23 protein-coding genes are annotated in these 26,382 nt (G+C 72.6%); 5 read left to right on the top strand and 18 right to left on the bottom strand.

Annotated features, from left to right (window positions below; genetic code table 11):
* Positions 1–80 precede the first annotated feature (80 nt).
* Positions 81–2,432, bottom strand: coding sequence for a malto-oligosyltrehalose synthase (gene treY, locus ACIHAA_RS01465; protein ID WP_399811519.1), 2,352 nt, complete (start codon positions 2,430–2,432; stop codon positions 81–83).
* 135 nt (positions 2,433–2,567) lie between these two features.
* Positions 2,568–4,679 carry a glycogen debranching protein GlgX gene (gene glgX, locus ACIHAA_RS01470; protein WP_399811522.1) on the bottom strand — a complete coding sequence of 704 codons (2,112 nt, stop codon included), beginning with the start codon at positions 4,677–4,679 and terminating at the stop codon, positions 2,568–2,570.
* A gap of 205 nt (positions 4,680–4,884) precedes the next feature.
* On the opposite strand from glgX, the gene ACIHAA_RS01475 reads away from it, so the two are divergent.
* The 4 genes from ACIHAA_RS01475 to ACIHAA_RS01490 all read left to right on the top strand — a co-directional run bounded on the left by ACIHAA_RS01475 (position 4,885) and on the right by ACIHAA_RS01490 (position 9,348).
* The gene (locus ACIHAA_RS01475; protein ID WP_399811525.1) at positions 4,885–5,685 is read left to right on the top strand and encodes a Tat pathway signal sequence domain protein; all 801 of its coding nucleotides are present in this window, start codon (positions 4,885–4,887) and stop codon (positions 5,683–5,685) included.
* 143 nt (positions 5,686–5,828) lie between these two features.
* Positions 5,829–7,151: a copper amine oxidase gene (locus ACIHAA_RS01480; protein WP_399811528.1), complete on the top strand. Its 1,323-nt coding sequence runs from the start codon at positions 5,829–5,831 to the stop codon at positions 7,149–7,151.
* A gap of 115 nt (positions 7,152–7,266) precedes the next feature.
* Positions 7,267–8,508: an SAV2148 family HEPN domain-containing protein gene (locus tag ACIHAA_RS01485; RefSeq protein ID WP_399811530.1), complete on the top strand. Its 1,242-nt coding sequence runs from the start codon at positions 7,267–7,269 to the stop codon at positions 8,506–8,508.
* A 117-nt stretch (positions 8,509–8,625) separates the two neighbouring features.
* Complete coding sequence (locus ACIHAA_RS01490) at positions 8,626–9,348, top strand: 3'-5' exonuclease (protein ID WP_399811532.1); 723 nt, start codon at positions 8,626–8,628, stop codon at positions 9,346–9,348.
* 22 nt (positions 9,349–9,370) lie between these two features.
* On the opposite strand, the gene ACIHAA_RS01495 is transcribed toward ACIHAA_RS01490, so the two are convergent.
* The gene (locus tag ACIHAA_RS01495) at positions 9,371–10,234 is read right to left on the bottom strand and encodes a phosphotransferase enzyme family protein (protein ID WP_399811535.1); all 864 of its coding nucleotides are present in this window, start codon (positions 10,232–10,234) and stop codon (positions 9,371–9,373) included.
* Between the two features lie 182 nt (positions 10,235–10,416).
* Between ACIHAA_RS01495 and ACIHAA_RS01500 the strand changes: the two genes are divergently transcribed.
* A complete protein-coding gene (locus tag ACIHAA_RS01500; RefSeq protein WP_399811537.1) occupies positions 10,417–10,971 on the top strand; it encodes a DUF1697 domain-containing protein in 555 nt (184 codons plus the stop codon).
* Positions 10,972–11,002: 31 nt separating this feature from the next.
* Here ACIHAA_RS01500 and ACIHAA_RS01505 read toward each other — a convergent pair whose 3' ends face one another.
* From ACIHAA_RS01505 to ACIHAA_RS01575, 15 genes are all read right to left on the bottom strand, one after another.
* Entirely contained in the window at positions 11,003–11,767 is a 765-nt protein-coding gene (locus tag ACIHAA_RS01505) for a sirohydrochlorin chelatase (protein ID WP_399811539.1), read from the bottom strand.
* A 6-nt stretch (positions 11,768–11,773) separates the two neighbouring features.
* Complete coding sequence (locus tag ACIHAA_RS01510) at positions 11,774–12,721, bottom strand: ABC transporter permease (protein WP_399811542.1); 948 nt, start codon at positions 12,719–12,721, stop codon at positions 11,774–11,776.
* Complete coding sequence (locus tag ACIHAA_RS01515) at positions 12,708–13,496, bottom strand: ABC transporter ATP-binding protein (protein ID WP_399811544.1); 789 nt, start codon at positions 13,494–13,496, stop codon at positions 12,708–12,710. Before ACIHAA_RS01515 ends, ACIHAA_RS01510 begins: the two co-directional genes overlap by 14 nt.
* 36 nt (positions 13,497–13,532) lie before the next feature.
* On the bottom strand, positions 13,533–14,678 hold the full coding sequence (locus ACIHAA_RS01520) for an aliphatic sulfonate ABC transporter substrate-binding protein (protein WP_399811547.1): 1,146 nt from the start codon (positions 14,676–14,678) through the stop codon (positions 13,533–13,535).
* A 234-nt stretch (positions 14,679–14,912) separates the two neighbouring features.
* Complete coding sequence (locus tag ACIHAA_RS01525; protein WP_399811549.1) at positions 14,913–16,241, bottom strand: sulfate adenylyltransferase subunit 1; 1,329 nt, start codon at positions 16,239–16,241, stop codon at positions 14,913–14,915.
* A 2-nt stretch (positions 16,242–16,243) separates the two neighbouring features.
* Positions 16,244–17,182: a sulfate adenylyltransferase subunit CysD gene (gene cysD / locus ACIHAA_RS01530; RefSeq protein ID WP_399811552.1), complete on the bottom strand. Its 939-nt coding sequence runs from the start codon at positions 17,180–17,182 to the stop codon at positions 16,244–16,246.
* Positions 17,179–17,760 carry an adenylyl-sulfate kinase gene (gene cysC / locus ACIHAA_RS01535; protein ID WP_399811555.1) on the bottom strand — a complete coding sequence of 194 codons (582 nt, stop codon included), beginning with the start codon at positions 17,758–17,760 and terminating at the stop codon, positions 17,179–17,181. Before cysC ends, cysD begins: the two co-directional genes overlap by 4 nt.
* Before the next feature lie 2 nt (positions 17,761–17,762).
* Positions 17,763–18,473, bottom strand: coding sequence for a phosphoadenylyl-sulfate reductase (locus ACIHAA_RS01540; protein WP_399811557.1), 711 nt, complete (start codon positions 18,471–18,473; stop codon positions 17,763–17,765).
* A complete protein-coding gene (locus ACIHAA_RS01545; RefSeq protein ID WP_399811560.1) occupies positions 18,470–18,649 on the bottom strand; it encodes a hypothetical protein in 180 nt (59 codons plus the stop codon). The genes ACIHAA_RS01540 and ACIHAA_RS01545 overlap by 4 nt, the downstream gene beginning before the upstream one ends.
* Entirely contained in the window at positions 18,646–20,337 is a 1,692-nt protein-coding gene (locus ACIHAA_RS01550) for a nitrite/sulfite reductase (RefSeq protein WP_399811562.1), read from the bottom strand. Before ACIHAA_RS01550 ends, ACIHAA_RS01545 begins: the two co-directional genes overlap by 4 nt.
* 130 nt (positions 20,338–20,467) lie before the next feature.
* Positions 20,468–20,551, bottom strand: a complete 84-nt coding sequence (locus ACIHAA_RS01555) for a putative leader peptide (RefSeq protein WP_399813677.1) — start codon at positions 20,549–20,551, stop codon at positions 20,468–20,470.
* A 125-nt stretch (positions 20,552–20,676) separates the two neighbouring features.
* Entirely contained in the window at positions 20,677–21,252 is a 576-nt protein-coding gene (locus ACIHAA_RS01560) for a GNAT family N-acetyltransferase (protein WP_399811564.1), read from the bottom strand.
* A gap of 114 nt (positions 21,253–21,366) precedes the next feature.
* The gene (locus ACIHAA_RS01565; RefSeq protein ID WP_399811566.1) at positions 21,367–22,749 is read right to left on the bottom strand and encodes a hypothetical protein; all 1,383 of its coding nucleotides are present in this window, start codon (positions 22,747–22,749) and stop codon (positions 21,367–21,369) included.
* A 253-nt stretch (positions 22,750–23,002) separates the two neighbouring features.
* The gene (locus tag ACIHAA_RS01570; protein WP_399811568.1) at positions 23,003–24,316 is read right to left on the bottom strand and encodes a GAF domain-containing protein; all 1,314 of its coding nucleotides are present in this window, start codon (positions 24,314–24,316) and stop codon (positions 23,003–23,005) included.
* Between the two features lie 375 nt (positions 24,317–24,691).
* Positions 24,692–26,326, bottom strand: a complete 1,635-nt coding sequence (locus tag ACIHAA_RS01575) for an acyl-CoA dehydrogenase family protein (RefSeq protein ID WP_399811572.1) — start codon at positions 26,324–26,326, stop codon at positions 24,692–24,694.
* Positions 26,327–26,382 lie beyond the last annotated feature (56 nt).

Below are 26,382 nucleotides of genomic sequence, written 5' to 3' on the forward strand. Positions count from 1 at the left end.
CCCGGGCCCGCAGCACTGACCCAGCGGCCCGGGCGAGCCGTGACGCCCGGGTCGCCGGCCTCCGTCCGGGGCGGGCTCCCTCACTCCCCGGTGGCCCGCTCCAGCAGCGCCACCGGCAGCCGGGAGAAGAGGTCCGCCACCGGTACGGTCCCCGCGAACCGGCGTTCGGGGGCGAGGACGTCCGTCCAGGCGCCGGGCGGCAGGGTGAGGGACGTGTCGCGCCAGCCGCCCGCCTCGGCGAGGCGCAGCGACAGCCGGGTGACCGCGGTGAGCACCTCCCCGGAGCGGGCGAAGGCCACGCAGTGCCCGGCGGCCGGACCCTCGGCGCGCAGTGGCGCGTAGCCGCCCGTCGCGCCGAAGACCTCCGGGCGCCGCCCGCGCAGCCGCAGCGCGGCCCGGGTGAGGTCCCGCTTCTCCGAGGACTCCTCGCGCGGTGCGAACGGCCGCCGGTTGTCGGGGTCGACCAGGGCCAGGTACTCGTCCTCCGTGCCCTGGTAGAGGTCCGGCACCCCCGGCATCGTCAGCTGGAGCAGCGCCGCCCCGAGGACGTTCGCCCGGATGTGCGGCGCCAGCTCCTCGCGGAACCCGATGACGAGCCGTCCCGGAGCCCCGCAGGGCCCCTCGCCGACAAACGCGGCCACCGCCTCCTCGTAGGCCGCATCCTGCTCGGTCCAGGTGGTGTGCAGGCCCGCCTCGCGCACCTGTTTGAGCAGGGCCCCGTGCAGGCGGTCCCGGTCGGCGCGCCCGAGTCCGAAGAGCGTCTGCCAGGCGGCCCAGGCCAGATGCGGGTCGGGTCCGGTGCCGCCCGCCCGGGTCGCCTCGGCCAGTACGTCGGCCCAGCGCCCGGGGCACTGGGCGAGCACCGAGACCGCGGCCCGCACATCCCCGCTGCGCTTGGTGTCATGGGTGGACAGCGCGGTCCCGGTGGCGGGCCAGTCGCGCTGCACCCGCGCGCAGTACGCGTGGAAGTCCTCGGGCGCGACGGCCGGGGCGCCGGGGTCGCCGCCCACCTCGTTCGCGGACAGCAGCGGCACATAGCGGTAGAAGGCGGCGTCCTCCAGGGACTTTGCGCGCAGCGCCGACGCCGTCTGCGCGAACCGGGCCCGGAACTCGGCGTGGACGGGCCCCTCCCCGGCCCGGCCCAGCACCAGGTCCCGTACGACGGTCACCGCATGGGCCTCCTCGGGCACCGCGAACGCGGCGCGGGCCCCGGCGGCGGCCTCCTCGGTGACGACCGCGGCGGCGTCCTCCGGCGCGTAGGGCCGGTACACCTCCAGGCGGACGAGGAGTTCGCACAGCGCGGTGCGTAGCGCCCAGGGCGCGTGGTCGCGCAGCGCGGGGTCCGGGGAGGTCTCGCACAGCCTGCTCGCCACCCGGGTGAGGCGGTCCACCTCGGCCGCCAGGTCATGGGTGACCACCCGGTGCGCGGCGCGCCGGGCGGTGGAGGCCCAGTGGCCGCCGCGGTCGCCCGCGGGTGCCGCGAAGCGCCGGTAGTGGCCGAGCAGGTCCGCGGCGCCCGCGGGGTCCGTGAACAGCCCGTCCACCCGGCGCAGGGCGTCGTATCCGGTGGTGCCCGCGACCGGCCAGGTGGCGGGCAGCCGTTCGTCGGCCGCGAGGATCTTCTCCACGACGGTCCAGCGGCCGCCGGTGGCCCGGTGCAGTCGGCGCAGATAGCCCTCCGGGTCGGCGAGACCGTCCGGGTGGTCCACCCGCAGCCCGTCGACCACTCCCTCGTCGAGCAGCCGCAGCAGCGTGCCATGGGTGGCCGCGAAGACCTCCGGGTCCTCCACCCGGACGCCGATCAGCTCGGAGATGGTGAAGAACCGCCGGTAGTTCAGCTCCGTGCGGGCCAGCCGCCACCACGCCGGGCGGTACCACTGGGCGTCGAGCAGCTGAGGCAGCGGCAGCGTCGCGGTGCCCTCGCGCAGCGGCAGGACCAGGTCCCGGCAGCGCAGCAGGTCACCGTCCACCTTCAGCTGCCCGAACTCCTCGCCGAGCCGTCGGCCGAGCACGGGCAGCAGCACCTGACCGCCCCCCGCCTCCCAGTCGATGTCGAACCAGCGCGCGTACGGCGACGCCGGTCCCTCGCGCAGCACCTCCCACAGGGCGCGGTTGTGGCGCGGGTCGGCGGCCATGTGGTTGGGGACGATGTCCACGACCAGGCCCATCCCGTGCTCCCGGGCGGTGCGGGCCAGGGCGCGGAGTCCCGGCTCGCCGCCGAGTTCCTCCCGGACACGTGCGGGGTCGACGACGTCGTAGCCGTGCGTCGATCCGGGCACCGCCTCCAGGACGGGGGACAGATGCAGATGGGAGACGCCGAGTGCGGCCAGGTACGGCACGGCGGCCTCGGCCGCGCCGAACGGGAACTCCGGCTGGAGCTGGAGCCGGTAGGTGGCGGTGGGCACCGGCGGGGCGGGACGCTCAGGTGTCATGGAGCCTACGTACCCGCCCGGCCGCCTTTTGTGCCGCGGACGCGCCGCCGGGTGCCGCCCGGCTTCGCCGGGCGGGTCGGCCGGAGCGCCACCGGGCATCCCCGCGCGACCCGCCGGAGCGCCCCCCCGGCACCCCTAGGCCGGTCGCTGGAGGACCACCATGCTCCGGTCCACCAGGGTCAGCACGCCTCCCGCCGGGAGCTTGTCCCCGGTGCCGGGTGTCACCCCCTCGGGGACGGAGGTGTCGACGATCACCTGCCACTGGCGGCCGTGGTCGACGGGCACCACGAACTCCAGCGTTTTCGGGGAGGCGTTGAACATCAGCAGGAAGGAGTCGTCGGTGATGCGCTCCCCGCGCGGGTCGGGTTCGGAGATCGCGTTGCCGTTGAGGAACACCGTCAGGGCGCCCGCCTGGGACGAGTCCCAGTCCCGCTGGGTCATCTCCCGGCCCTGCGGGGTGAACCAGGCGATGTCGGACAGCTCGTCGTGGGTGCCCTGCACCGGACGGCCGTGGAAGAAGCGGCGGCGCCGGAAGACCGGGTGGTCCCGGCGCAGCCACACCATCGCCCGGGTGAACTCCAGCAGCCCGCCGCCGTCGTCCTCGGGCCACTCCACCCAGGACAGCTCGTTGTCCTGGCAGTAGGCGTTGTTGTTGCCCCCCTGGGTCCGCGCGTACTCGTCGCCGTGGCTGAGCATCGGCACGCCCTGGGAGAGCATCAGGGTGGCGATGAAGTTCCGCATCTGGCGTTCCCGCAGCCCCAGCACGCCGGGGTCGTCGGTGTCGCCCTCGGCCCCGCAGTTCCAGGACCGGTTGTAGCTCTCCCCGTCGCGGTTCTCCTCGCCGTTGGCCTCGTTGTGCTTGTCGTTGTAGGCCACCAGGTCGTGCAGGGTGAAGCCGTCGTGGCAGGTCACGAAGTTGATCGAGGCGAGCGGGCGGCGGCCGTCGTCCTGGTAGAGGTCCGAGGAGCCGGTCAGCCGGGAGGCGAACTCCGCGAGCGTACGCGGCTCGCCGCGCCACAGGTCCCGTACGGTGTCGCGGTACTTCCCGTTCCACTCGGTCCACAGCGGCGGGAAGTTGCCCACCTGGTAGCCGCCCTCGCCCACGTCCCAGGGCTCGGCGATCAGCTTCACCTGGGAGACCACCGGGTCCTGCTGGACCAGGTCGAAGAAGGACGACAGCCGGTCCACCTCGTGGAACTGGCGTGCCAGGGTCGCCGCGAGGTCGAAGCGGAAGCCGTCCACATGCATGTCGGTGACCCAGTAGCGCAGCGAGTCCATGATGAGCTGGAGCACGTGCGGGGAGCGCATCAGCAGGGAGTTGCCGGTGCCGGTGGTGTCCATGTAGTAGCGCGGGTCGTCCGTCAGCCGGTAGTACGAGGGGTTGTCGATGCCCCGGAAGGACAGCGTCGGGCCGAGGTGGTTGCCCTCGGCGGTGTGGTTGTAGACGACGTCGAGGATGACCTCGATGCCCGCCTCGTGCAGGGCCCGGACCGCCGACTTGAACTCCAGGACCTGCTGGCCGCGGTCGCCCCAGGAGGCGTAGGCGTTGTGCGGGGCGAAGAAGCCGATGGTGTTGTAGCCCCAGTAGTTGGCCAGGCCCATGTCGGCCAGCCGGTGATCGTTGACGAACTGGTGTACGGGCATCAGTTCCAGCGCCGTGACACCGAGTTCAGTCAGGTGTTCGATGATGGCGGGGTGGGCGAGCGCCGCATAGGTGCCGCGCAGCTCGTCCGGCAGGTCCGGGTGGCGCATGGTCAGGCCCTTCACATGGGCCTCGTAGATCACCGTGCGGTGGTACTCGGTGTGCGGCCGCCGGTCGTCCCCCCAGTCGAAGTACGGGTTGATCACCACCGACGCCATGGTGTGCGGCGCCGAGTCGAGGTCGTTGCGCTTGTCGGGGGAGCCGAAGGGGTAGCTGTACACCTCCTGGCCCCACGTCACCGATCCGCTGACCGCACGCGCGTACGGGTCGAGCAGCAGCTTCGCCGAGTTGCAGCGCAGCCCGCGCGCGGGATCGTAGGGGCCGTGCACCCGGAACCCGTACCGCTGCCCGGGCATCACCCCCGGCAGATAGGCGTGCCGCACGAAGGCGTCGGTCTCCCGCAGCTCCACCGCGGTCTCCGAGCCGTCGTCGTGCAGCAGGCACAACTCGATCCGGTCGGCGGTCTCCGAGAAGACCGCGAAGTTGGTCCCGGCGCCGTCGTAGGTGGCGCCGAGCGGATAAGCCTCTCCAGGCCAGACCTGCATGGACACGACACTCCCGGTTGTCCTGGCCCCGAGGGGCGCCCTGAAGCCGAGTCTTCCCCGAAAGTCGCGGAACCCCCCATGACTTACATCCCTCTTAACAGCCGACCGGTGCATACGTGGTAAGGCGCAGCCACGCGTGCGACCACGTGTGCCGAACCAGTGGGGCTCTAGCCACTCCCGTGACACAGGGGGAGCAGGGGGAAACGTGCGCAATATCGTGCGCCGCCATCTGGGCAAGGTGGTGGCGGGTACGGCCATCGCGGTGACGGGGACCGCCGTGATGGTCGGGATCACACTGCCGGGTTCGGTGTCGGCCGACGCATCCGGGAGCGGCCGGGCCGCCGCCCGGCAGGACGGGGCGGGGGGCTCCCCGGCGGTGGCGCCGGGCGTCGTCGAGCAGGCTCCCGCCGAAGGGGTGAAGGGCCGCGGTGACGACCCGCTGACCGACGACGAGACGCGGCGCGCCGAGACCGCCGCGCTGACCCGTCAGCAGTTCGCGGCGGGCCGGGACGTGGCGGGGAAGCAGGGACCGCAGCGGCTGAGCGTCGACCTCGCGGACCCCGGCCCGGACCGGCTCGACGACGCGGACGCACCGCGCCGCGCGGAGGTGGTGTTCTACGACTACCAGGACGACGCCCTCGTCACCAGGACCGTGGACCTGGAGACCGGGAAGGTCGAGCGGACCGCCACCCAGCAGGGCGTCCAGCCGCCGCTCGCCCCGGACGAGAACACCGAGGCCGCCCGGCTGCTGATCGCGGATCCGCTGGGCGCGGGCCTGAAGGCCGACTACAAGGACGCCACGGGCAAGGACCTGACCTCGCCCGGTCAGCTGATGCTCACCAGCATCGTCTACCGGGCCGTCCCGGGAGCCCAGCCGGCCGTCCTCGGCCAGTGCGGCCACGACCGCTGTGTGCGGCTCTTCCCGAAGATCCCGAACGGCTCCTGGATCGACACCCGCTCCTTTGTGATCGACCTGAGCAGCCGGAAGGTCGGCAGGCTCGCCTGAGCCGGACGCCGTCGGCGCCACCGGGGCCCGGGAGCACCGCTTCCCGGACCGCGGACGCGCCGCCCGGCCCACCGCCGTACCCCTTCCGCTCCGTTCCGCCCCTCTCGCCGTCGCGCGAGGTATGCAAGAGGAGTCTCTTCGTCATGCGCGTGAACAGAAACAGCCCCGCCCGCAGGCGTACCGCGGCCGCCCTGCTGGCGGCCGGCCTCGTCCTGGGGGGCACGGCGGCCGCGCCCGCCGTCGCCCAGCCCCGGGCCGCCGCCGCGGCCCAGCCGGCCGCCGGGTGCAGCGCGGCCTACCGGATCGAGCAGAAGCTCTCCACCGGCACCACCTGGCGGATGTGCTGGCGCTACGACAGCCATGCCGGTCTCGTCCTCGAACACGTCTCCTACCAGCCGCCCGGCGAGGCCCGCCCGATCCAGGTCCTCAACAGCGCACGGCTCGCCCAGATCGACGTGCCCTACGACGACGGCTCGGTCGAGTACAGCGATCTGACGGGCGCGGGCTTCGCCCAGGGCCTGTCGCCGATGTCACCCGCCGAATGTCCCGGCGGCACCATCAAGCCGGTCAAGGTGCCGAACGCCTGGGACCCGCGCCACCCCACCGTCAACGGCCTCTGCACCACGACCCGTTCCCGTGGCCACGCCTACCGCATGCAGAGCGACACCGGGAACAAGGTCTACCAGACCCAGGGCAAGGACCTGCTGGTCTACACCGTCAACAAGGTCGGCTGGTACGAGTACATCACCGAGTGGCGCTTCCAGGACGACGGCACGGTCAATATGAACGTCGGCGCGACCGGCAGCCTCTCGCCCTTCGACTACGATGCGGGCGACGGCCGCGGCTGGCCCATCGGCAAGGGCGCGCGGGGCTACGCCACCAGCCATAGCCACAATGTCTTCTGGCGGCTGGACTTCGGCCTCGACGGCTCGTCCAAGAACCGGGTCGAACAGTACGACTCCCAGGTCAGCCCGCCCGCCCGGGGCGGCCAGGCGCCGACCAACAAGACCACCCGCACCCCGGTCGCCAAGGAACTCGCGGGCGACGCCAAGAACATGCGCTGGTGGCGGATCGTCAGCGCCACCGGCAAGAACAAGGACGGCCACGCCCGGTCCTACGAACTCGTCCCGGGCGCCAGCACCAAGTACCCCGGGCACGAATTCACCCGCCACGACGTCTACTTCACCGAATACAATGCGTGCGAGCAGTTCGCGAGCGACAATCTGGGCAACTGCGGTGCCCGGGCGGGCAAGTCGGTCGACACCTGGGTCAATGGCCAGACGCTCACTCACCCGGTGGTGTGGATGAACGTGGGCTTCCACCACATCGCCCGCGACGAGGACCAGCAGCCCATGCCGGTGCACTGGCAGGGTTTCGCCATCGCCCCGCGCGATGTCACAGCTATGAATCCCCTCACTCCGCCGGCCCTCGCGGGCCAGAACGGGCATGTGCAGCCTGGCAGTTGATAATCCACCCTGTCCATCCGGCTGCATCCCGCCGCTCTCCCGGAGTACCCTTCCTTGATCGTTGGCTGGGGCCTGGCCCCTGAGGAGGCTCGGGGGAGCGGAAGGCGGTGCGCGGGTGGGCTCGGGAGGGCTGGAGCTGCCCCCTGGTGACGAGGGTCACGAGGGAAACTCCACGGATGTCCCGCCCGGGGCGGTGTCCCTGGCACGGCCGATGGACCTGGGGTCCATCGGCCCGGAACTGGACTGGAACGCCGAGTCCTGGCGCGAGGTGCGCACCCGCGCCCAGCGAGCCGGGCGTGCCTACATCTGGCTGAATCTGGTCGAACAGCGGCTGCGCGCGGTCGTGGCCGCCGTTCTCCGCCCGATCTACGAACCCGTGCACGGCGACGACGACTGGGTTGTCGCCGCGGCCGGGCCCGCCGGGCAGGAGTGGGTGCAGCGTGCGGTGGCGGTACGCGAGGTCAGCCGCCGCAAGGGGTATCTGCTGGACCCCGCCGACGACAATGTCCTCAGCTTTCTGACACTGCCGCAGCTGCGCGAGCTGATGGTGCAGCACTGGCCGTGCTTCGAGCCGTACATAGACGAGCGCCGTGAGGTCGAACTCGCCCTGGACGAGCTGGAAGTGACCCGGAACGTGGTCTCGCGCAACCGGGCCCTGTCGGAGGCGGTGCTCGCCCAGGCCGAACGCGCCTCCGCCCGGCTGCTGGAGATCCTCGGCGCTGGCGGTGACGTGCCCTCCGCGCGGCGGCTGCCCGTGGACGCCGTCGAGGACCTGGTGGGCGACCGCTACGCGGACGTGGTCGCCGTCCATCCCGACCGGGTGCGGCTGCTGCGGCAGTTTCCCGCCGAGGACATCTTCGGCGGCGCCCGCCGCCTGGACGCCATCGGTATCGGGCTCAATCTGCTGGTGCAGAACTTCTCCGGGCGGCGGCTGGTGCGCCTCGCGGAATCGGGCTCCCGGGTGCGCCTGCTGTTCCTCAACCCGGCCTCCAGCGCCGTCAAGCGGCGCGAGCGGGAACTCGGCATCCGCAAGGGCGAGCTGAGCCGGGCCGTCGAGATGAACATCCTGCACATGCGCCGGGTGCGCGCCAGGCTCCGCGATCCGGGCGCCTTCGAGATCCAGGTCTTCGACGAGACCCCCCGCTTCACGGCGTACCTGGTGGACGGGGACGGCTCCGACGGGATCGCGGTGGTGCAGTCCTATCTGCGGCGCAGCCGCGGCATGGAGGCGCCGGTGCTGGTGCTCCGCAACGGCAGCCGGGTGGTCAAGTCCGACGAGGCGGACGAGAGCGGTCTCTTCCCCACCTATCGCGAGGAATTCGAACTCGCCTGGGCCGATTCGCGCCCCGTGTCCTGATCCATCCTGTGATGCACCGGTATCCGCCTCTTCGGGGAGTGCGGCCCCCGGACTGTCAGTGGCGCATGCGAGGGTGAGGACCACTGGGGGAAAGCACCACCGAGAAGGGGGGCCGCCATGGCCTGGCACCAAGAGCTGCTGATCGGATTCGACCTGGAGACGACCGGGACGGATCCCTGCGAGGCGCGCATCGTCACGGGGGCGGTGATCGAGGTCAAGGACGGCGAGCCGCTCGGCCGCCGCGAGTGGCTCGCCGATCCGGGCGTGGAGATCCCGGCGGACGCGGTCGCGGTGCACGGGATCACCACCGAGCGGGCCGCAGCCGACGGCAGCCCGGCCGACCGGGTCGCGGACACGCTCGCCGACGTCCTCACCGGATACTGGAAGTCCGGTGTCCCGGTCGTCGCGTACAACGCCTCCTTCGACCTGACCCTGCTCGCCGCGGAGCTGCGCCGGTACGGACTGCCCTCGCTGCGCGAGCGGCTCGGCGGGGTGGACCCGGCGCCCGTCGTCGACCCGTACACCATCGACCGCCGGGCCGACCGCTACCGCCGGGGCAAGCGCACCCTGGAGGCGGTCTGCGCGGAGTACGGCGTCCCCCTGGACGCCGCGCACGACGCGACCGCGGACGCCCTGGCCGCGGCCCGGCTCGCCGGGGCGATAGCCGACCGCCACCCGAAGATCGCGGCGCTCGGTCCGGCGGAGCTGCACCGCCACCAGATCGAGTGGCATGCCGACTGGGCGGCGGACCTCCAGGCGTTTCTACGCGGCAAGGGGGATCCGGAGGCCGTGGTGGACGGTGCCTGGCCGCTGCGGACCGCGGAGCGGCACACGGTCTGAGGGGCTTCCGGGCGGCCCCGGCTCAGAAGGGGTACCAGCGCACGGTCTCGTCGCCGTCGCGCAGGGACGCCACCCGCCGCTCGAACTCGGCCAGCGCCTTGGGGTTGCTCGGGGCGTGCTGTGCGACCCAGGCGCAGCTGGCGGTCTCCCGCGCGCCGCGCAGCACCGTGCAGCCCGCCCAGTCGCGCACGTCCCAGCCGTAGGTCCGGGTGAAGGAGTCGTACGCCTCGGCGGGCAGCCCGTAGCGGTCCCGGGACAGGGCCATGACCACCAGGTCATGTTCGCGCAGGTCCGCCGCGAAGGTCTCCAGATCCACCAGGACCGGCCCGTCCGGGCCGATGTGCACATTGCGGGGCAGCGCGTCCCCGTGGATCGGCCCCGGCGGCAGCTGCGGCGTCAGACCCGCGGCCGCGGCGGCGAAACCGTCCCGCCGCTCCCGCAGATAGGCCGCGTCCGCCGGGTCGATCGCCGCGCCCGCAAGGCGCAGCCAGCGCTCCACACCGTCCAGCAGATCGCGGGGCGGCAGCGTGAAGGAAGGGGAGGGAAGGGCGTGCACGATCCTCAGCAGCCCGGCCAGATCCCGGGGCTCCGCGGGGCGTACCGGGTCGGGCAGCCGGTGCCACACCGTCACCGGGTGGCCGTCCACCAGCAGCGGCCGGGGTGCGGCCGCCCGCACCGCGGGGACGCCCTCACCGGCCAGCCAGAGAGCGGTGTCCAGCTCCCGCCGCGCCCGGTCCAGCAGCGCGGCGTCCCGGCCGACCTTGACCACCAGGTCACCGGCGGCGAACACCGCGTTCTCGCCCAGGGCGAGGAGCCGCGCGTCCCCGGCACGGCCGGGCAGCACCTCCGCCGCCGCCAGCACATCCCGCGCCGTCGCCTCGTCCATGTGCTCGCCCTCCGTGCCTCGACGCGGTCCTCGTTACGTTCACGAACGGCCGCCGGACACCCCCGGGGCGCGCCTGGACGCCCGTCCGCCCGCCAGTGTCCCACTGCCCCGGGCCGCACCACGCCCGCGGGGCGGCGGACCGCAGGCGCCGACCGGAGGCGCCCCGGATCTACGGTGGGCGGATGACGACGACCTACGCGGCGCTGCTCCGCGGGATCAACGTGGGCGGCAGCAAGAAGCTCCCGATGGCCGAACTCCGCGCTCTGCTGGAGGAACTCGGTCACCAGGACGTCCGCACCTACCTCCAGAGCGGCCAGGCCGTCTTCGGGTGCGACCACGGCGACGAGGAGTCCCTCGCCGCCGGACTCACCGAGGGGATCGAGCGGCGCTTCGGCTTCACGGCCGGGGTGATCGTGCGCGACCACGCCTATCTGAAGGCCGTGCGCGACGTCTGCCCCTTCCCCGCGGACCGTCTTGAGGGCAGACAGCTGCACCTCACCCTGTTCTCGGAACCGGTCGGCGCCGAGCGCTTCGCCGAGATCGACCCGGCCGCGTATCTGCCCGAGGAGTTCCGCCTCGGCGACCGCGCCCTCTACCTCTACGCCCCCGACGGGCTGGGCCGTTCCAAGCTCGCGGAGTATCTCGCCAGGCCCCGGCTGGTCAAGGGACTGATCGCCACCACCCGGAACTGGAACACCGTGGTCAAGCTGGTCGAGATGACCGCGCCCGGGGACTGAACTCCGGCCCCGGGCCGCCGGGTCGGTTGGCTCACGCCCCGAGGGCCGTCAGGCGGGGGAGGAGCGCCTCGTCGTAGCGTTCCAGCACCGTGCCGGCCACCTCCGGTGCGGGGCCCAGCACCTCGGCCAGGACATCCGTCTCGGCGGCGCCCCGGGCGATACGGTCCGGCAGAAAGCCGGGAGCCAGGACATACGGCGCCACGGCCACCCGGGCGCAGCCCGCCGCCCGCAGCGCGCGCACCACCTCCTCGGTCGGCGGAAACCCCGGGGCGGACGCGGCGGAGGCGAACGCGGGCCGCACGGCGCACCAGCCGGTGCGCCGCCACTCCCGCGCCACACCGCCGATCACCGCGATCGCCTCCGGGTCACTGGAGCCCGCCGAGGCCAGCACGACCCCGGTGGAGGCCCGGTCGGCGGGGGTCAGCCCCGCCTCGGACAGCCGCCGTTCCAGTGCGCGCAGCAGCAGCGGTGAGGGGCCCAGCACCTCCGCCTGCCGGATCCGCAGCCGGGACGGGGCCTGGCGCAGCACCGCCGGGATGTCGGCCTTCGCATGGAACGCCCGGGTCAGCAGCAGCGGCAGCGCCACCACCTCGCGCACGCCCTCGGCCGCGAGCGACTCCAGCACCCCCTGCACGGAGGGGACGTTGAAGTCCAGGAAGCCGGTCTCCACCCGTAGCCCGGGCCGCAGCGACCGCACCTGGCGGACCAGGGCGTGCACCGTGGCGGCGTGCCGCGGGTCGCGGCTGCCGTGGGCGATGACCAGGAGAACAGAACGGTGGGACAGACGGTGGGACATGGGAGGTCAGCTCCTGACGAGAAGTCCGCGGCTGCGCAGCACCCACCGCTCCAGCGGACTGAAGATCAGCAGGTCGATCGCGATACCGACGGTCAGGATCAGCAGGACGGCTTCGAACACCATGGACATGGAACTCGCGTTGCGGCCGTTTTCCAGCAGCGCGCCCAGGCCGATGCCGAGATCGGGCGAGGAGGCGATGATCTCGGCGGCCATCAGGGAGCGCCAGGAGAAGGCCCAGCCCTGCTTCAGCCCCGCCAGATAGCCCGGCAGCGCGGCGGGCAGCACGATGTGCCAGGTGCCCTTCAGCCCGGTCGCCCCCATCGTCCGGCCCGCCCGTAGAAACAGCGGCGGCACCTGGTCGACGCCCGACACCAGGCCGTTGGCGATGGACGGCACGGCGCCGAGCAGGATCACCGCGTACATCATCGAGTTGTTCAGACCCAGCCAGATCACCGCCGGAGGCACCCAGGCCACCGACGGCAGCGACTGGAGCCCGGACAGGATCGGGCCGATGGCCGCCCGGACGAACCTCACCCGGGCCACCAGCAGACCCAGCGGGGTCCCGATCGCCAGTGCGAGCAGAAAGCCCAGCAGACCGCGCGAGACGCTGGTCCAGATGTAGCCGAGGAGCCTGCCCTGGAGCCAGGCGTCCCGTACCTCGCCCCACACGGCGCCCGGGGACGGCAGCTTGGTCGGATCGTCGACGACCCCGAAGGACACCAGCGACTGCCAGACCAGCAGGACCAGCGCGAGCGCGAGGACCGGCGGCAGGATCTTGTGGACGAAGGTCTGCCGGAAGGGCGTCCGGCGCGCGGCGGAGGACTCCAGGGCGTCGAGGCCCGCCTCCAGACCGCCCAGCCCGGCGCCCCCCGCGGCGGATCCGGTGGACGCGGTGGACGCGTGGGAGGCGACGGAGGTGTCCGCCCCCGGTTCGGTGGTCTCAGTGCCGGCCATGACGGCTGATCTCCCCCCGCAGTACGTCGGTGATCTCCACGGACAGCTCCGCCACCGGGGCGTCCTCGATACGGCGCGGCTGCGGAAGCCCGACCGTCCACTCCCGCTCCACCCGTCCCGGACGGGACGAGAGCAGCACCACGCGCTGCGCCAGCCGCACCGCCTCGCGCACGTTGTGCGTGACGAACAGCACCGACACCCCGGTCTCCGCCCAGATACGGGTCAGTTCGTCGTGCAGCACGTCCCGGGTGATCGCGTCCAGCGCCGCGAACGGCTCGTCCATCAGCAGCAGTCTGCTGTCCTGCGCCAGGGCGCGGGCCATGGCCACGCGCTGGCGCATACCGCCGGACAGCTCGTGCACCCGCTTGCCGTACGCGCCGCCCAGCCGGACGAGTTCGAGCAGCTCCTCGGCCCGGCCGCGCCGCTCGTTCTTCGGAACTCCCCTGAGCCGCAGGGCGAGTTCGATGTTCTTGCCCGCGGTCAGCCAGGGGAACAGGGCGTGTTCCTGGAACATCAGGGCCGGGCGCCCCTGGGTCGTGATGCTGCCCGCGGAGGGCTTGTCCAGCCCCGCCACCAGGTTCAGCAGGGTGGACTTGCCGCAGCCCGAGGCCCCCAGGAGCGTGACGAACTCTCCCGGGGCGACATCCAGGGTGATGTCGTCCAGGACGAGCTGGGGTCCGGCGGGCCCGGCGAAGGACTTCGAGACATGCTCGATCCGTGCGGCGTGCTCCACGGTGCGGGCGCCGTCGGCGGCCCTGGCGAGTGCGGTGGCCATGGTCGTCACCTCCTGGGGACTCTTCGGGATCCGGGCCTACTGGGTGCCGAGACCGGCGGCGCCGACCGGGCTCCGGCCCTCGGACTCAAGGACCTTGTTCAGCGGGGTCAGGTCGTAGATGCCGTCGAGCTTCGGGGTCTTCAGCAGACCCGCCTTGACCGCGTGCTGCGCCTCGGTGCGCAGGGTGGCGGCCAGCGGGTCGTCGGTCACCTGGATGGACTTCCACGCCGGGTCCAGCACGTCCGCCGGGAGCGCCTTGCCGGAGTCGGCCGCCAACTGCCTGTTCGCCGCCTCCTTCGCCGCCTCCGGATTGGCCTTGATCCACGTGTTGGTGTCGACCGACGCCCTGAGCACCGCCTCCACCGCCTTGGGGTGCTTCGTGAGGAACGTCTGCGACACGATGATGTTGGTGATCACGAACTTCTTGCCGGGCCACAGCGAGGACTCGTCCAGCAGGACCTTGCCGCCCTCGGCGACCAGCTTGGACGCGGTCGGCTCCGGCACCCAGGCACCGTCGATCGAGCCGGACTTGAAGGCGTCGGGGGTGACCTTGTTGTCGCTGCGGACGACCGAGACATCGCCCTTGCCGCTCTGCGCGTCGACCTTCCAGCCCTGCTCCGCGATCCAGTTGAGGAAGGCCACATCCTGGGTGTTGCCCAGCTGGGGCGTCGCGATCTTCTTGCCCTTGATGTCCTTCAGCGACGTGATCTTCTTCGGGTCGACCACCAGCTTCACTCCGCCGGACGCCGAACCGCCGATGATGCGCAGGCTCTTGCCGTTCGACTGGGTGTAGCCGTTGACCGCCGGGGAGGGGCCGATCCAGCCGATGTCGATGGCGCCCGAGTTGAGGGCCTCGATCTCGGAGGGACCGGCGTTGAAGGTCTGGTACTTGGCCTTGGTGGCCCCCAGCGCCTTCTGGAAGAAGCCCTTCTGCACCCCGACGAGCGCGGTCGCATGGGTGAGGTTGCCGAAGTAGCCGATCTTCACGGAGTCCAGGCCGTCGGTCTTCTTCGCCCCGGCCGCGATCTTCTGGTCGGAGGAGTCGCCGGTGGCCTGGGAGCCGTAGCCGCAGGCGGTGAGCGTGAGCAGGGGGAGAGCGACGAGTGCGGCCGCACCGGCGCGCAGCCGGGAGCCGGCGGCGCCGCGTGGGCGGAGGCGGAGGGAGGGGAGGATGACAGGCACGGGAGGCGGTCCTCTCGTTGGCCCGGCGGTCACGGTCTCTCAGGTCGTGGCCGGGAGTCCGGCAGGGGTCTTCGTCGCTGCTGGGACGGCAGGTGGGGGGACAGGGCGCGCAGGCGGTGCGCGTACGTCAGAACGCACATCGCGCGACTCCGCCCTGCCCGCTGCCGAGGGCGCCGCTGCCGACACGGCCGCCCTCCTTGGCGAACGTCGAGTAGAAGCAGGTGGTGGTCATGGTCAGAAGTCCCACCCGTCGTCGTCGGCAGCGTCCGCCACCGGCTCGGGCGCGGCGAACGACTCGCCGACCATGCCCGCGGTCAGCGTGGTGCCGTCGCCCGGATCGATCAGGATGAACGAGCCGGTGCGGCGGGAGTCCGCGTAGGAGTCCACGGGCAGCGGCTCCGCGGTGCGGATCTTCACCCGGCCGATGTCGTTGGCGGCGAGCCGTCCCGGGTGCGGGTGCAGGGACAGGTCGTCCAGGGTGAGCCGGGACGGGATGTCCTTGACGATCGCCTTGACCGTGCGGGTGCCGTGCTTGAGCAGTACCCGGTGGCCGACGGTCAGCGCCTGGTCCGCGACATGGCACACCGTCGCCTCGATGTCCTGGGTGGTCGCGGGCGCGTCCTTGCTCGGCACGATCAGATCGCCGCGCGAGATGTCGATGTCGTCCGCCAGCAGCAGGGTCACCGACTGGGGTGTCCACGCCACCTCGACCGGCTCCCCGAGCAGGTCGATCCCCGCGACCGTGGTGGTGCGGCCCGAGGGCAGCACGGTGACCTGCTCGCCGACGCGGAGGGCACCGGCCGCGATCTGGCCCGCGTAGCCCCGGTAGTCGGGGTGCTCGGCGTTCTGCGGGCGGATCACGTACTGCACCGGCAGGCGCGCGTGGCAGTGCGCCAGGTCATGGCTGACCGGGACGGTCTCCAGATGCTCCAGGACGGTGGGGCCGCCGTACCAGTCCATGGTCGCGGACGGCTCCACCACGTTGTCACCGGCCAGCGCGGAGATCGGGATCGCGGTGACCTCGGGGACGCCCAACTCGGTCGCGTACGCCGTGAACTCCTCGGCTATCGCCGCGAACACGGGCTCGCGGTAGTCCACGAGGTCCATCTTGTTCACGGCGAGCACCACATGCGGGACGCGCAGCAGGGCGGCGATCGCGGCATGGCGGCGGGTCTGCTCGACGACCCCGTTGCGGGCGTCGACCAGGATCACCGTCAGCTCGGCGGTGGAGGCGCCGGTGACCATGTTCCGGGTGTACTGCACATGGCCCGGGGTGTCGGCGAGGATGAAACGGCGGCGCGGGGTGGCGAAGTAGCGGTAGGCCACGTCGATGGTGATGCCCTGCTCGCGTTCGGCGCGCAGCCCGTCGGTGAGCAGCGCCAGGTCCGGGGCGTCCTGCCCGCGGCTCGCCGAGACCCGTTCCACGGCCTCCAGTTGGTCGGCGAGGACCGACTTGGAGTCGTGCAGCAGCCGCCCGACGAGCGTGGACTTGCCGTCGTCGACCGACCCGGCGGTGGCGAACCGCAGCAGGGTGGTGGCCGAGAGCTCTGTGGTCGTGGTCATGGCTAGAAGTACCCCTCGCGCTTGCGGTCCTCCATGGCGGCCTCGGAGAGCTTGTCGTCGGCGCGGGTGGCGCCGCGCTCGGTGAGCCGGGACGCGGCGATCTCGGCGATCACCTGCTCCAGGGTCACCGCCTCCGAGTCGACGGCACCGGTGCAGGACATGTCGCCCACGGTCCGGTAGCGCACCCGGCGCCGCTCGACCGTCTCGCCGTCCCTGGGGCCGCCCCAGTCGCCCGCGGTCAGCCACATGCCGCTGCGCCGGAAGACCTCGCGCTCATGGGCGAAGTAGATGTCGGGCAGTTCGATGCCCTCCCGGGCGATGTACTGCCACACGTCCAGCTCGGTCCAGTTGGACAGCGGGAACACCCGGACGTGCTCGCCGGGCGCGTGCCGCCCGTTGTAGAGCTGCCACAGCTCGGGGCGCTGACGGCGAGGGTCCCACTGGGAGAACTCGTCGCGCAGCGAGAACACGCGTTCCTTGGCGCGAGCCTTCTCCTCGTCCCGTCGCCCGCCGCCGAAGACCGCGTCGAACCGCTCGGCCTGGATCCGCTCCGTGAGGGGGAGGGTCTGGAGCGGGTTGCGGGTGCCGTCGGGCCGTTCCTTGAGGGAGCCCCGGTCGATGTAGTCCTGCACGGACGCCACATGCAGCCGCAGCCCGTGCCGCTCCACGGCACGGTCCCGGTACTCCAGCACCTCCGGGAAGTTGTGCCCGGTGTCCACGTGCAGCAGGGAGAAGGGCACCGGCGCGGGCGTGAACGCCTTCAGCGCCAGATGCAGCATCACGATGGAGTCCTTGCCGCCGGAGAAGAGGATCACCGGCCGCTCGAACTCGCCCGCCACCTCCCGGAAGATGTGGACGGCCTCGGACTCCAGGGCGTCCAGATGCGACAGGGCGTACGGGCTGTCCGTACCCCCCGCGGTCGTGGCGACGGTGGTCGTCATGCCAGCCCCCTCTCGCTGAGCAGCGCGTGGACCGCTGCCGCCGACTCCTGGACGGTCTGGTGCTGGGACTCGATCCGCAGCTCCGGCGACTCGGGCTGCTCGTAGGGGTCGTCGACCCCCGTGAGGCCCGTCAGCTCGCCCGCCGCCTGCCGGGCGTACAGGCCCTTCACATCGCGTACGGAGCACACCTCGACCGGTGTCGCCACATGCACCTCCAGATAAGGGGTCCCGCTCGCCTCATGGCGTTTGCGCACCGCCTCACGGCTGTCCGCGTACGGCGCGATCACCGGGACCAGCGCCATGACGCCGTTGCGGGCGAGCAGTTCGGCGACAAAGCCGATCCGCTGCACATTGGTGTGCCGGTCGGCGCGGTCGAAGCCGAGGCCCGCCGAGAGGAACTCGCGGATCTCGTCGCCGTCGAGCACCTCGACCCGGCGGCCCTCCGCTCGGAGCCGGCCGGCCAGTGCGTGGGCGATGGTGGTCTTGCCGGCACTCGGCAGGCCCGTGAGCCAGACGGTGGCTCCGGTGGTCACGTGGGTCTCCCTGATGGTCGGAAGGTCGGGGGAAAGCTGTGTCATGGTCAGCCGTGCAGCCCGCACTCGGTCTTGGCGCGGCCCGCCCAGCGGCCCGCGCGGGCGTCCTCGCCCGCCAGCACCCGGCGGGTGCAGGGGGCGCAGCCCACGGAGGCGTAGCCGTCGGTCAGCAACGGGTTGCTGAGGACGCCGTGTTCGGCGGTATAGGCGTCCACGTCGTCCTGGGTCCAGCGGGCGATCGGCGAGATCTTCACCTTGCGCCGCTTCTCGTCCCAGCCGACGACCGGGGTGTCCGCCCGGGTCGGGGACTCGTCGCGGCGCAGTCCGGTCGCCCAGGCGTCGTAGTCCCGCAGACCCTCTTCCAGGGGCTGCACCTTGCGCAGGGCGCAGCACAGGTCGGGGTCGCGGTCGTGCAGCCGGGGGCCGTGCTCGGCGTCCTGCTCGGCGACCGTTCGGCGCGGGGTGAGCGTGATGACGTTGACGTCCATCACGGCCTCGACCGCGTCCCGGGTGCCGAGGGTCTCGGGGAAGTGGTAGCCGGTGTCGAGGAAGACCACGTCGACGCCCGGCATCGCGCGGGAGGCGAGATGGGCCACCACCGCGTCCTCCATCGAGGAGGTCACACAGAAGCGGCTGCCGAAGGCGGCGGCCGCCCACCGCAGGATCTCCTGGGCGGTGGCGTCCTCCAGGTCGTGGCCCGCCCGCTCGGCGAGCGCCTTGAGGTCGCCGGTGGAGCGCTCGTGCCGAGTCGCCGTCATATCCCGTTCCCTCCCGTGTCGTCGCGCCGCAGCCCCCGGGCCAGCAGGCCCAGGAACTTCAGCTGGAAGGCCCGGTTGCAGGAGGCGCACTCCCAGGCGCCGTGCCCCTGCTCGCTGGGCCGCAGATCCTCGTCACCGCAGTAGGGGCAGTAGAAGGGGGCCGCGCGCTCGCTCATGACAGGGCCTCCTCGGAGGCGCGGGCGGCCCAGGCCGCGAACCGTTCGCCGTCCTCGCGCTCCGCCTGGAAGCGCTTGAGGACGCGCTCGACGTAGTCCGGCAGTTCCTCGGAGGTGACCTTCAGACCGCGGACCTTGCGGCCGAAGCCCGCCTCCAGGCCGAGCGCGCCGCCCAGATGCACCTGGAAGCCCTCGACCTGCTCGCCCCGGTCGTCGAGGACCAGCTGTCCCTTGAGGCCGATGTCCGCCACCTGGATCCGGGCGCAGGCGTTGGGGCAGCCGTTGACGTTGATGGTGATCGGTTCGTCGAAGTCCGGGATGCGGCGCTCCAGTTCGTCGATCAGCGAGGAGCCGCGGGCCTTGGTCTCGACGATGGCGAGCTTGCAGTACTCGATGCCGGTGCAGGCCATGGTGCCGCGCCGGAAGGGCGAGGGCTGGACCCTGAGGTCGAGCGCCTCCAGGCCCTCCACCAGCGAGTCGATCCGGTCCTCCGCGACATCGAGCACGATCATCTTCTGCTCGACGGTGGTGCGCACCCGGCCGGAGCCGTGCGTCTCGGCGAGGTCCGCGATCTTCGTCAGTGTGGTGCCGTCCACCCGGCCCACCCGCGGTGCGAAGCCGACGTAGAAGAGGCCGTCCTGCTGCCGGTGGACTCCGACGTGGTCGCGCCAGTGCTGCACGGGCTGTTCGGGGGCCGGGCCGTCGACGAGCGGGCGGCCCAGGTACTCGTCCTCCAGCACCTGGCGGAACTTCTCCGTGCCCCAGTCGGCGACCAGGAACTTCAGCCGGGCGCGGGTGCGCAGCCGCCGGTAGCCGTAGTCGCGGAAGATGGAGATGACGCCCTCGTAGACGTCCGGCACCTCGTCCAGCGGCACCCAGGCGCCGAGCCGCTGCCCGATCTTGGGGTTGGTGGACAGTCCGCCGCCGACCCACAGGTCGAAGCCGGGGCCGTGCTCCGGGTGGACCACGCCGACGAAGGCGATGTCGTTGATCTCATGGGCCACGTCGAGCAGCGGCGAACCGGAGATCGCGCTCTTGAACTTGCGCGGCAGGTTGGAGAAGTCCGTGTTGCCGACGATCCGGCGGTTGATCTCCTCGATGGCCGGGGTGCCGTCGATGATCTCGTCCTCGGCGATGCCCGCCACGGGGGAGCCGAGGATCACCCGGGGGGTGTCGCCGCACGCCTCGGTGGTGGACAGCCCGACGGCCTCCAGGCGCTGCCAGATCTCGGGGACGTCCTCGATCCGGATCCAGTGGTACTGGACGTTCTGCCGGTCGGTGATGTCGGCGGTGCCGCGGGCGAACTCCTGCGAGATCTCGCCGATGACACGCAGCTGGCGGGTGGTCAGCCGGCCGCCGTCGATGCGCACCCGCAGCATGAAGTAGCGGTCGTCCAGCTCCTCCGGCTCCAGGATGGCGGTCTTGCCGCCGTCGATCCCGGGCTTGCGCTGGGTGTAGAGGCCCCACCAGCGCATCCGGCCGCGCAGATCGTTGGGGTCGATGGAGTCGAAGCCCCGCTTGGAGTAGATCGTCTCAATACGTGTCCGTACGTTGAGACCGTCGTCGTCCTTCTTGAACTGTTCGTTGCCGTTGAGCGGGGTGAAGTGACCCGCGGCCCACTGACCCTCGCCACGGTGACGGCTCACCTTGCGGCGGGGCGTGGCGGAATTCTGCGGGGAGGCGGCCATGGTGGATACGTCCTTCGGGACAGACGGGACAGCGGCTCTGACCTGCTTATACCGGGTGAACCGGCGCACGTCGGAGGGGCGCGACGCTGCGCGAGGGGGAGGAGCAGGAGAAGAGAGAATGACCGGGGTCTCAGACGGCCGGACAGATGGCGCTGGACATGCGGCCGAGATCGACGTGCCGTCGACTCACCAGGGCGGTTCCCGTTCCAGACATGACGGAAGCGTGGCACGGCGGCTTGGACCCAGTCCAGATCCGTCCGTGATGTGGACACCCCTGTCCCGGGATACGGGACGGGGGTGCTCGTGGTCACCTGGCCGGGATTCTGCCTCCGATGCAGGTCAGGCCGGGTGGAACGCCCCGGTCCAGGGGCCCGGCGTGGGCAGGTCGGGCTCCTCCTCGACCTTGGTGTCGAAGAGCCGGAATCCCCGGCGCCGGTAGTTGTCCATGGCGTGGGCGCCGTCCTTGCTACAGGTGTGCAGCCACACCCGCTTGGTCGGGGTGAGCTCCGGCCAGCGGTCCGCGAGGTCCCAGGCCCGCTCCGTGCCGCGGGTCAGCAGATGCCCGCCGATGCGGCGGCCGCGGAACGCCGGGAGCAGCCCGAAGTAGGCGATCTCCACGACCCCCTCCCCGACCGCCTCCAGCTCGATGTACCCGGCGGGGGTGCCCCGGTCGTAGGCGACCCAGGTCTCCACCCCCGGCCGGGCCAGGTACTCCTGCCACCGCGCGAAGCTCCAGCCCAGCCGGTCGGTCCAGCGGATGTCACCGCCGACCGAGGCATACAGGAACCGGCTGAACTCGGGCGAGGGCACGTCCGCCCGGACGACCCGGACCTCGCCCCCGGGGGCCGCGGCGGGCCGCAGATCGGCCGGGGAGGTCTGTTCCAGGGACCAGGTGGTCACGGTGAGGGTGCTCATGCGGCCAGGGAATCACGGGGGCGCGGGGGAGGAGGAGGGGGGTCCGTCGGGCGAACGGCGGCTTTCTCTTCGGTTCCGGGTGAGGCGGCGGTCCTCCCGGGCGGCCCCGGGTGTCTACTCCAGTGCGCCGTCCACGGCGTCCAGCCGCACCGCGTACAGCACGCGCCCGTCGGCCGAGGCTGAGCCCCCGTCCTCGCCGATCGCGCCCTCCGTCAGCGTCCACAGCTCGTCCGTCTGCGGCCAGTACGACAGGGAGGCGGTGTGCCGCCCCCAGCAGGCATGGGTCTCGTCCGCCGCGCAGATGGTGGCCTTCGCCCCGGACTCCGTCTGCCGCCAGAGCGTGCCGTGGCGGCCGCCGACGGAGGGCGCCCGGTCGACATACCAGTCGGGCCCGGCCGCTCCCGGGCGCGTGTGCGACAGCACGCCCTGCACCCCGGTCGCATCGGTCCGATAGGTCTCACCCGCCCGTACGTCGCCATGGGCGTCCGCCGCCAGCAGTCCTTCGCGGCCGGGGGCGGAGCTGTAGGCGTAGCGCCACAGCCGGGCCGGGCGGTCGGTGCTCCCGGGCCGGAACCCCTCGCTCGCCACCAGGCTCGCGGGGCTGGAGGTGCGGTCCAGGGAGAGCGCGGAGAAGCAGGGGACCGTGCGGTCGGCCGCCCCTGAACAGGCGCCGCCCGCCAGGCGGTAGGAGCCGATCGCGGGCAGCACGAACTGGTAGCCGTGCGCCGAGTAGCCGCCCTTCACCCGGCCCACCGCGTCACTGTCGACGTCCGCCCGCAGGATGCGCCCCAGATCGAAGACCAGCAGCGAGTCGCGTGCGGTGACGATCAGCTTGTCCTGGTACCACACCATCCCGGACAGACGGGCGTGCACGGCCGCGAAGTCCTTGCCGCCGTCGCGCGGGGCGACCAGCAGCACCCACCGGTAGGCGAGCCGGGCCGGGTCCCCGGCGTCGATGAACGCGATCCTGGCCAGACCCCGGTCGGCGGCGGGCGCGGGGGAGCGGCGGTCGTCGTGCGTCCACCCGGACAGGACGACCCGGTCGGGGCCGAAGCGGCCGTCGGCGGTGGCGTCCCCGGAGGTGGTGACCGACCGCGGCCGCCACTCGGTGGTCGTCGCGTCGCCGTCGTCCCAGCAGTATGCGCGCGTGGCCGTCGGCCGCACCGGCAGCGCGGCCGTCTCCGCCGCGTCGCAGTCGGAGCGGTCGCGCATCGGGTGGTCGGCGGACTGGAGGACCTCGTGCACGTCCACGCCGCCGCCCATCGCCCGGGTGAGCGAGTCGACGGCGGGCCGGTCGGCCAGGTCCTCGTGCAGGCGGAGCCCCGCGGTCCCGGCTGCGGCGGTGACCCGGGTCAGGCCCCCGGGGTTGTCCCCGCCCGCCGCCTGGGAGGTGCTGATCAGCGTGGCGGCGGCGGTGAGCGCCAGCGCGGTCCCCGCCAGCGTGGCCCGCAGGGCACGGCCCCGGCGCCTGCGGCGGTGTCTGCCACGGTGCTTCATACAACCTCCCGGCGGCCAACTGCTCCTCACGGACCGGATGTTGACGTAAGGAGCGGATGGGTCGGCCTGTGCAGGGGATGCTACGGCAGTCACCCGAAGGGCCGGTCGAAGACCCGGGAAAAGCAGGGATATCCCCACTGTGAGGGTGAGAGCCGCGCCCCAACGGCCCCCGTGGTCACAGCGGTCCGGCCGCCGCGGACCACGGCTGCGGGCGGCGCCGGGGCCCTCGGCGGCGGGGAACGCGGGCTTCCGTTCACCGCGGGCGGCGGGTGGGCGTCCCGTCCGGCGCGGGGGTGCTCCGGGCCCGGACCACCGCGGGCGCCAGGGAATGGGGCAGCAGGTCCTGGGGGTTGCGGGGCAGCAGCAGTTCGACCTCCGCCGTGTCCCGGAAGCGGTACGGGCGGTGCTCCAGGATGGCGCCGAGGTAGCGCCTGACCCGGGACATCTCCGCCCGGACCGTCACCGTGCGGGCGGGGTCGCCGAACAGGTCGGCGGCCAGCGCGGCGGCCGAGCGGCCCGCGCGGTGCAGCGCGAGCAGACACAGCAACTCGGCGTGGCGCGCGCTCAGTTCATGGGTCCACGACCCGGTGTCGCCCGACACCGTCACCGACCAGCGGCGCGGATGCCCCATGTCCAGCACCACCCGGGTGGTCCGCTCCGGCACGGGCGCGTCCGTCGCCCGGATCAGCCAGCCGCCCGGCAGCGGCTCCACCGAGCAGGGGCCCAGCACGGGCAGCAGACAGCGGCCCGGTTCCAGCGCCCCGGGCAGCGCCACCCGGCCCGTGTACGGCATCCCGGTCACCGCCGCGGTCCAGCCGTCCCGGTCCACCGCCAGCGCCCGGCCGCCCAGCCCGGACAGCAGCGGTGCCGCCACCGCGCGCAGCCGGTCCAGCGAGGTCAGATGCAGCTCCCGCAGATGGGCCTCGGCCAGTTTGGCCACCGTCTCCACCCAGGCGAGCGTCGCCGGATGCATCGTCCGCAGCGGGCCGCTGACATCCACGACGCCGATCAGCCGGCCGTCGCGCGGATCCGTGATCGGGGCGCCGGTGCAGGTCCACGAGGTGTGGGAGCGTACGAAGTGCTCGGACGCGAAGACCTGCACAGGGCGCCGGGCCACCACCGGGGTGCCCACCCCGTTGGTGCCGACCACCCCCTCACCCCAGTCCGCACCGGGCTCGAAGCCCATGCCGTCCGCCCTGCGCAGCACCGAGGGGCTGCCCTCGCGCCAGAGCACCCGTCCGTCCGAGTCCGCGACCACCATGATGTGCTGGGCCACGTCCGCGACCGCGAGCAGGCTTTCCCGCAGCACCGGCAGCACATGGCGCAGCGGCGAGTCCCGTCGGCGCCGCTCGATCTCCTCCTGCCCGAGCGGATCGGCCCGTACGTCGTGGTCGGGATCCACGCCCCCGCGCCGCACCCGCTCCCAGGAGGCCCCGATCACCGGGCGCGGCGGGGCGGGGGCGCGCTGCCCCGAGAGGGCCGCGTCACGGATCTCGCTGAGGACGCGTGCCGCCTGCGCGACGTCCAGCACGGCGAGCCGGGAGACGTCTTTCGCCGAGTGCGCCACGCGTGCCTCCCCCAGGGACCTGCCGCTGCCCGCTACGGCCCGCTCGCCGTGGCCGTCGGCCCCCGTGGCCGGAGACTGCCGGTCCGGTGCCGACGGTGGCTCTCATACTGCCCGCTGCCCGCGACGGAGGGACGCAGTCCGGCCAACTGGGGGTGGAAAGTTGCAACCCTCTGCAACTCTGGTGGACATTCCCGTGGTGGTTGAAGCTTGTGCAACGTCGTTTTGTCGACGTCCGCGCTCCTTGCGGGGGGCCAGGCAAGCGGGGGTGGCGCCGTGTCGGCGCGGCACCACCCCCGTGCGCACCGCTTCCGGCGCCACGGCTGCGACTCGCGTGCCCACCGCTTCCGGCGCCACGGCCGCCCCCGGTACGCGGCGTCAGGCGGCCGGTCGGGCCCGCTCCACCACCGACGCCAGGTCCAGGGTGTGCGGCAGCGTGCCGAAGGCCGCGCCCCAGTCGCCGCCCAGCCGGGAGGCGCAGAAGGCGTCGGCGACCTCCGCCGGGGCGTACCGGACCAGCAGCGACCCCTGGAGCACCAGCGCCATCCGCTCCACCAGCCGGCGGGCCCGCGCCTCCACGCCCTCCAGATCGGCGAGTTCCGCGAGCAGGTCCTTGATCGCGCCGTCCAGCCGGTGGTCCGCACCGCGCCCCCGGCCGACCTCCTGGAGGAAGGCGTTCAGCGCCTCGGGCTCACGCTGGAGGGCCCGCAGCACATCGAGCGCCTGGACATTGCCCGCACCCTCCCAGACCGAGTTCAGCGGGGACTCGCGCAGCAGCCGGGGCATCCCCGACTCCTCCACATAGCCATTGCCGCCGAGGCACTCGGAGGCCTCGGCGACCAGCGGGGTGCAGCGCTTGGTCACCCAGTACTTGGCGGCGGGCACCGCGAGCCGCAGAAACGCCCGCTCCTGCGCGCCCCCGTCGTCGTAGGCCGCCGCCAGCCGCAGCGCCAGCGTCGTCGCCGCCTCCGACTCCAGGGCCAGATCGGCCAGCACATTGCGCATCAGCGGCTTGTCCACGAGCCTGCCGCCGAAGGCCTCCCGGTACGCGCAGTGGTGGATCGCCTGCGCCACCGCCTGCCGCATCAGCGACGTCGAACCGAGGACGCAGTCCAGCCGGGTGGCCGCGACCATCTCGATGATGGTCCGCACCCCCCGCCCCTCCTCGCCGACCCGGCGCGCCCAGGTGCCGTCGAACTCCACCTCGCTGGAGGCGTTCGACCGGTTGCCCAGCTTGTCCTTGAGCCGCTGGATCAGGAACACGTTCCGGGTGCCGTCCGCCAGCACCCGCGGGACCAGGAAGCAGGTCAGGCCGCCCGGTGCCTGCGCCAGCACCAGGAAGCCGTCGGACATCGGCGCCGAGCAGAACCACTTGTGGCCCCGCAGCTCATAGGCCCCGTCCTCGGCCAGCGGCCGGGCCTCGGTGGTGTTCGCCCGGACGTCGCTGCCGCCCTGCTTCTCCGTCATCCCCATCCCGAAGAGCACCCCGGCCTTCTGCGCGGCGGGGCGCAGCTCCCGGTCGTAGACGAGGGAGGTCAGCCGGGGCTCCCACTCGGCGGCCAGCGCCGGGTCCGCGCGCAGGGCGGGGACCGCGGCATGCGTCATCGACAACGGGCAGCCGTGGCCCGCCTCGACCTGCGACCACACCACGAACCCCGCCGCCCGCCGCACATGACCGCCGGGCCGGGACCAGGCCGCGGTCAGCCCGGCGGCAACCCCCTTGCCCAGCAGCCGGTGCCAGGCCGGGTGGAACTCGACCTCGTCGACGCGGTTGCCGTAGCGGTCGTGGGTCCGCAGCTTCGGCGGGTTCTCGTTGGCCTGGATTCCCCACTCCTGCGCCTGGGCGGAACCGGCGCTGCGCCCGAGCCCGGACAGATCGGCGCGGACCTCGTCGAGGAGAGCGGGATCGAGATGCCGCTCGACGGCCTCCGCGAGAGCACGGTCGGCGGTGAAGACGTCGTATCCGACCAGCGGCGGAACCTGGTTGGTCACGGTGTGCGTGGTGGCTGCCATGGGGCGAACCTACCCCTCGGTAGGCCGCGGGTCACCCGTGTCCCCGGACAGCCGGG

Origin of the sequence: Streptomyces sp. NPDC052040 (assembly GCF_044548405.1) — a bacterium.
Lineage (GTDB): Bacteria > Actinomycetota > Actinomycetes > Streptomycetales > Streptomycetaceae > Streptomyces.

Excerpts from the sequence above, each read along its gene's own strand:
- treY (WP_399811519.1), bottom strand. The coding sequence starts at position 2,432 with ATGACACCTGAGCGTCCCGCCCCGCCGGTGCCCACCGCCACCTACCGG.
- glgX (WP_399811522.1), bottom strand. The coding sequence starts at position 4,679 with ATGCAGGTCTGGCCTGGAGAGGCTTATCCGCTCGGCGCCACCTACGAC.
- ACIHAA_RS01480 (WP_399811528.1), top strand. The coding sequence starts at position 5,829 with ATGCGCGTGAACAGAAACAGCCCCGCCCGCAGGCGTACCGCGGCCGCC.
- ACIHAA_RS01490 (WP_399811532.1), top strand. The coding sequence starts at position 8,626 with ATGGCCTGGCACCAAGAGCTGCTGATCGGATTCGACCTGGAGACGACC.
- ACIHAA_RS01495 (WP_399811535.1), bottom strand. The coding sequence starts at position 10,234 with ATGGACGAGGCGACGGCGCGGGATGTGCTGGCGGCGGCGGAGGTGCTG.
- ACIHAA_RS01500 (WP_399811537.1), top strand. The coding sequence starts at position 10,417 with ATGACGACGACCTACGCGGCGCTGCTCCGCGGGATCAACGTGGGCGGC.
- ACIHAA_RS01505 (WP_399811539.1), bottom strand. The coding sequence starts at position 11,767 with ATGTCCCACCGTCTGTCCCACCGTTCTGTTCTCCTGGTCATCGCCCAC.
- ACIHAA_RS01510 (WP_399811542.1), bottom strand. The coding sequence starts at position 12,721 with ATGGCCGGCACTGAGACCACCGAACCGGGGGCGGACACCTCCGTCGCC.
- ACIHAA_RS01515 (WP_399811544.1), bottom strand. The coding sequence starts at position 13,496 with ATGGCCACCGCACTCGCCAGGGCCGCCGACGGCGCCCGCACCGTGGAG.
- ACIHAA_RS01525 (WP_399811549.1), bottom strand. The coding sequence starts at position 16,241 with ATGACCACGACCACAGAGCTCTCGGCCACCACCCTGCTGCGGTTCGCC.
- cysD (WP_399811552.1), bottom strand. The coding sequence starts at position 17,182 with ATGACGACCACCGTCGCCACGACCGCGGGGGGTACGGACAGCCCGTAC.
- cysC (WP_399811555.1), bottom strand. The coding sequence starts at position 17,760 with ATGACACAGCTTTCCCCCGACCTTCCGACCATCAGGGAGACCCACGTG.
- ACIHAA_RS01540 (WP_399811557.1), bottom strand. The coding sequence starts at position 18,473 with ATGACGGCGACTCGGCACGAGCGCTCCACCGGCGACCTCAAGGCGCTC.
- ACIHAA_RS01545 (WP_399811560.1), bottom strand. The coding sequence starts at position 18,649 with ATGAGCGAGCGCGCGGCCCCCTTCTACTGCCCCTACTGCGGTGACGAG.
- ACIHAA_RS01550 (WP_399811562.1), bottom strand. The coding sequence starts at position 20,337 with ATGGCCGCCTCCCCGCAGAATTCCGCCACGCCCCGCCGCAAGGTGAGC.
- ACIHAA_RS01555 (WP_399813677.1), bottom strand. The coding sequence starts at position 20,551 with ATGTCTGGAACGGGAACCGCCCTGGTGAGTCGACGGCACGTCGATCTC.
- ACIHAA_RS01560 (WP_399811564.1), bottom strand. The coding sequence starts at position 21,252 with ATGAGCACCCTCACCGTGACCACCTGGTCCCTGGAACAGACCTCCCCG.
- ACIHAA_RS01565 (WP_399811566.1), bottom strand. The coding sequence starts at position 22,749 with ATGAAGCACCGTGGCAGACACCGCCGCAGGCGCCGGGGCCGTGCCCTG.
- ACIHAA_RS01575 (WP_399811572.1), bottom strand. The coding sequence starts at position 26,326 with ATGGCAGCCACCACGCACACCGTGACCAACCAGGTTCCGCCGCTGGTC.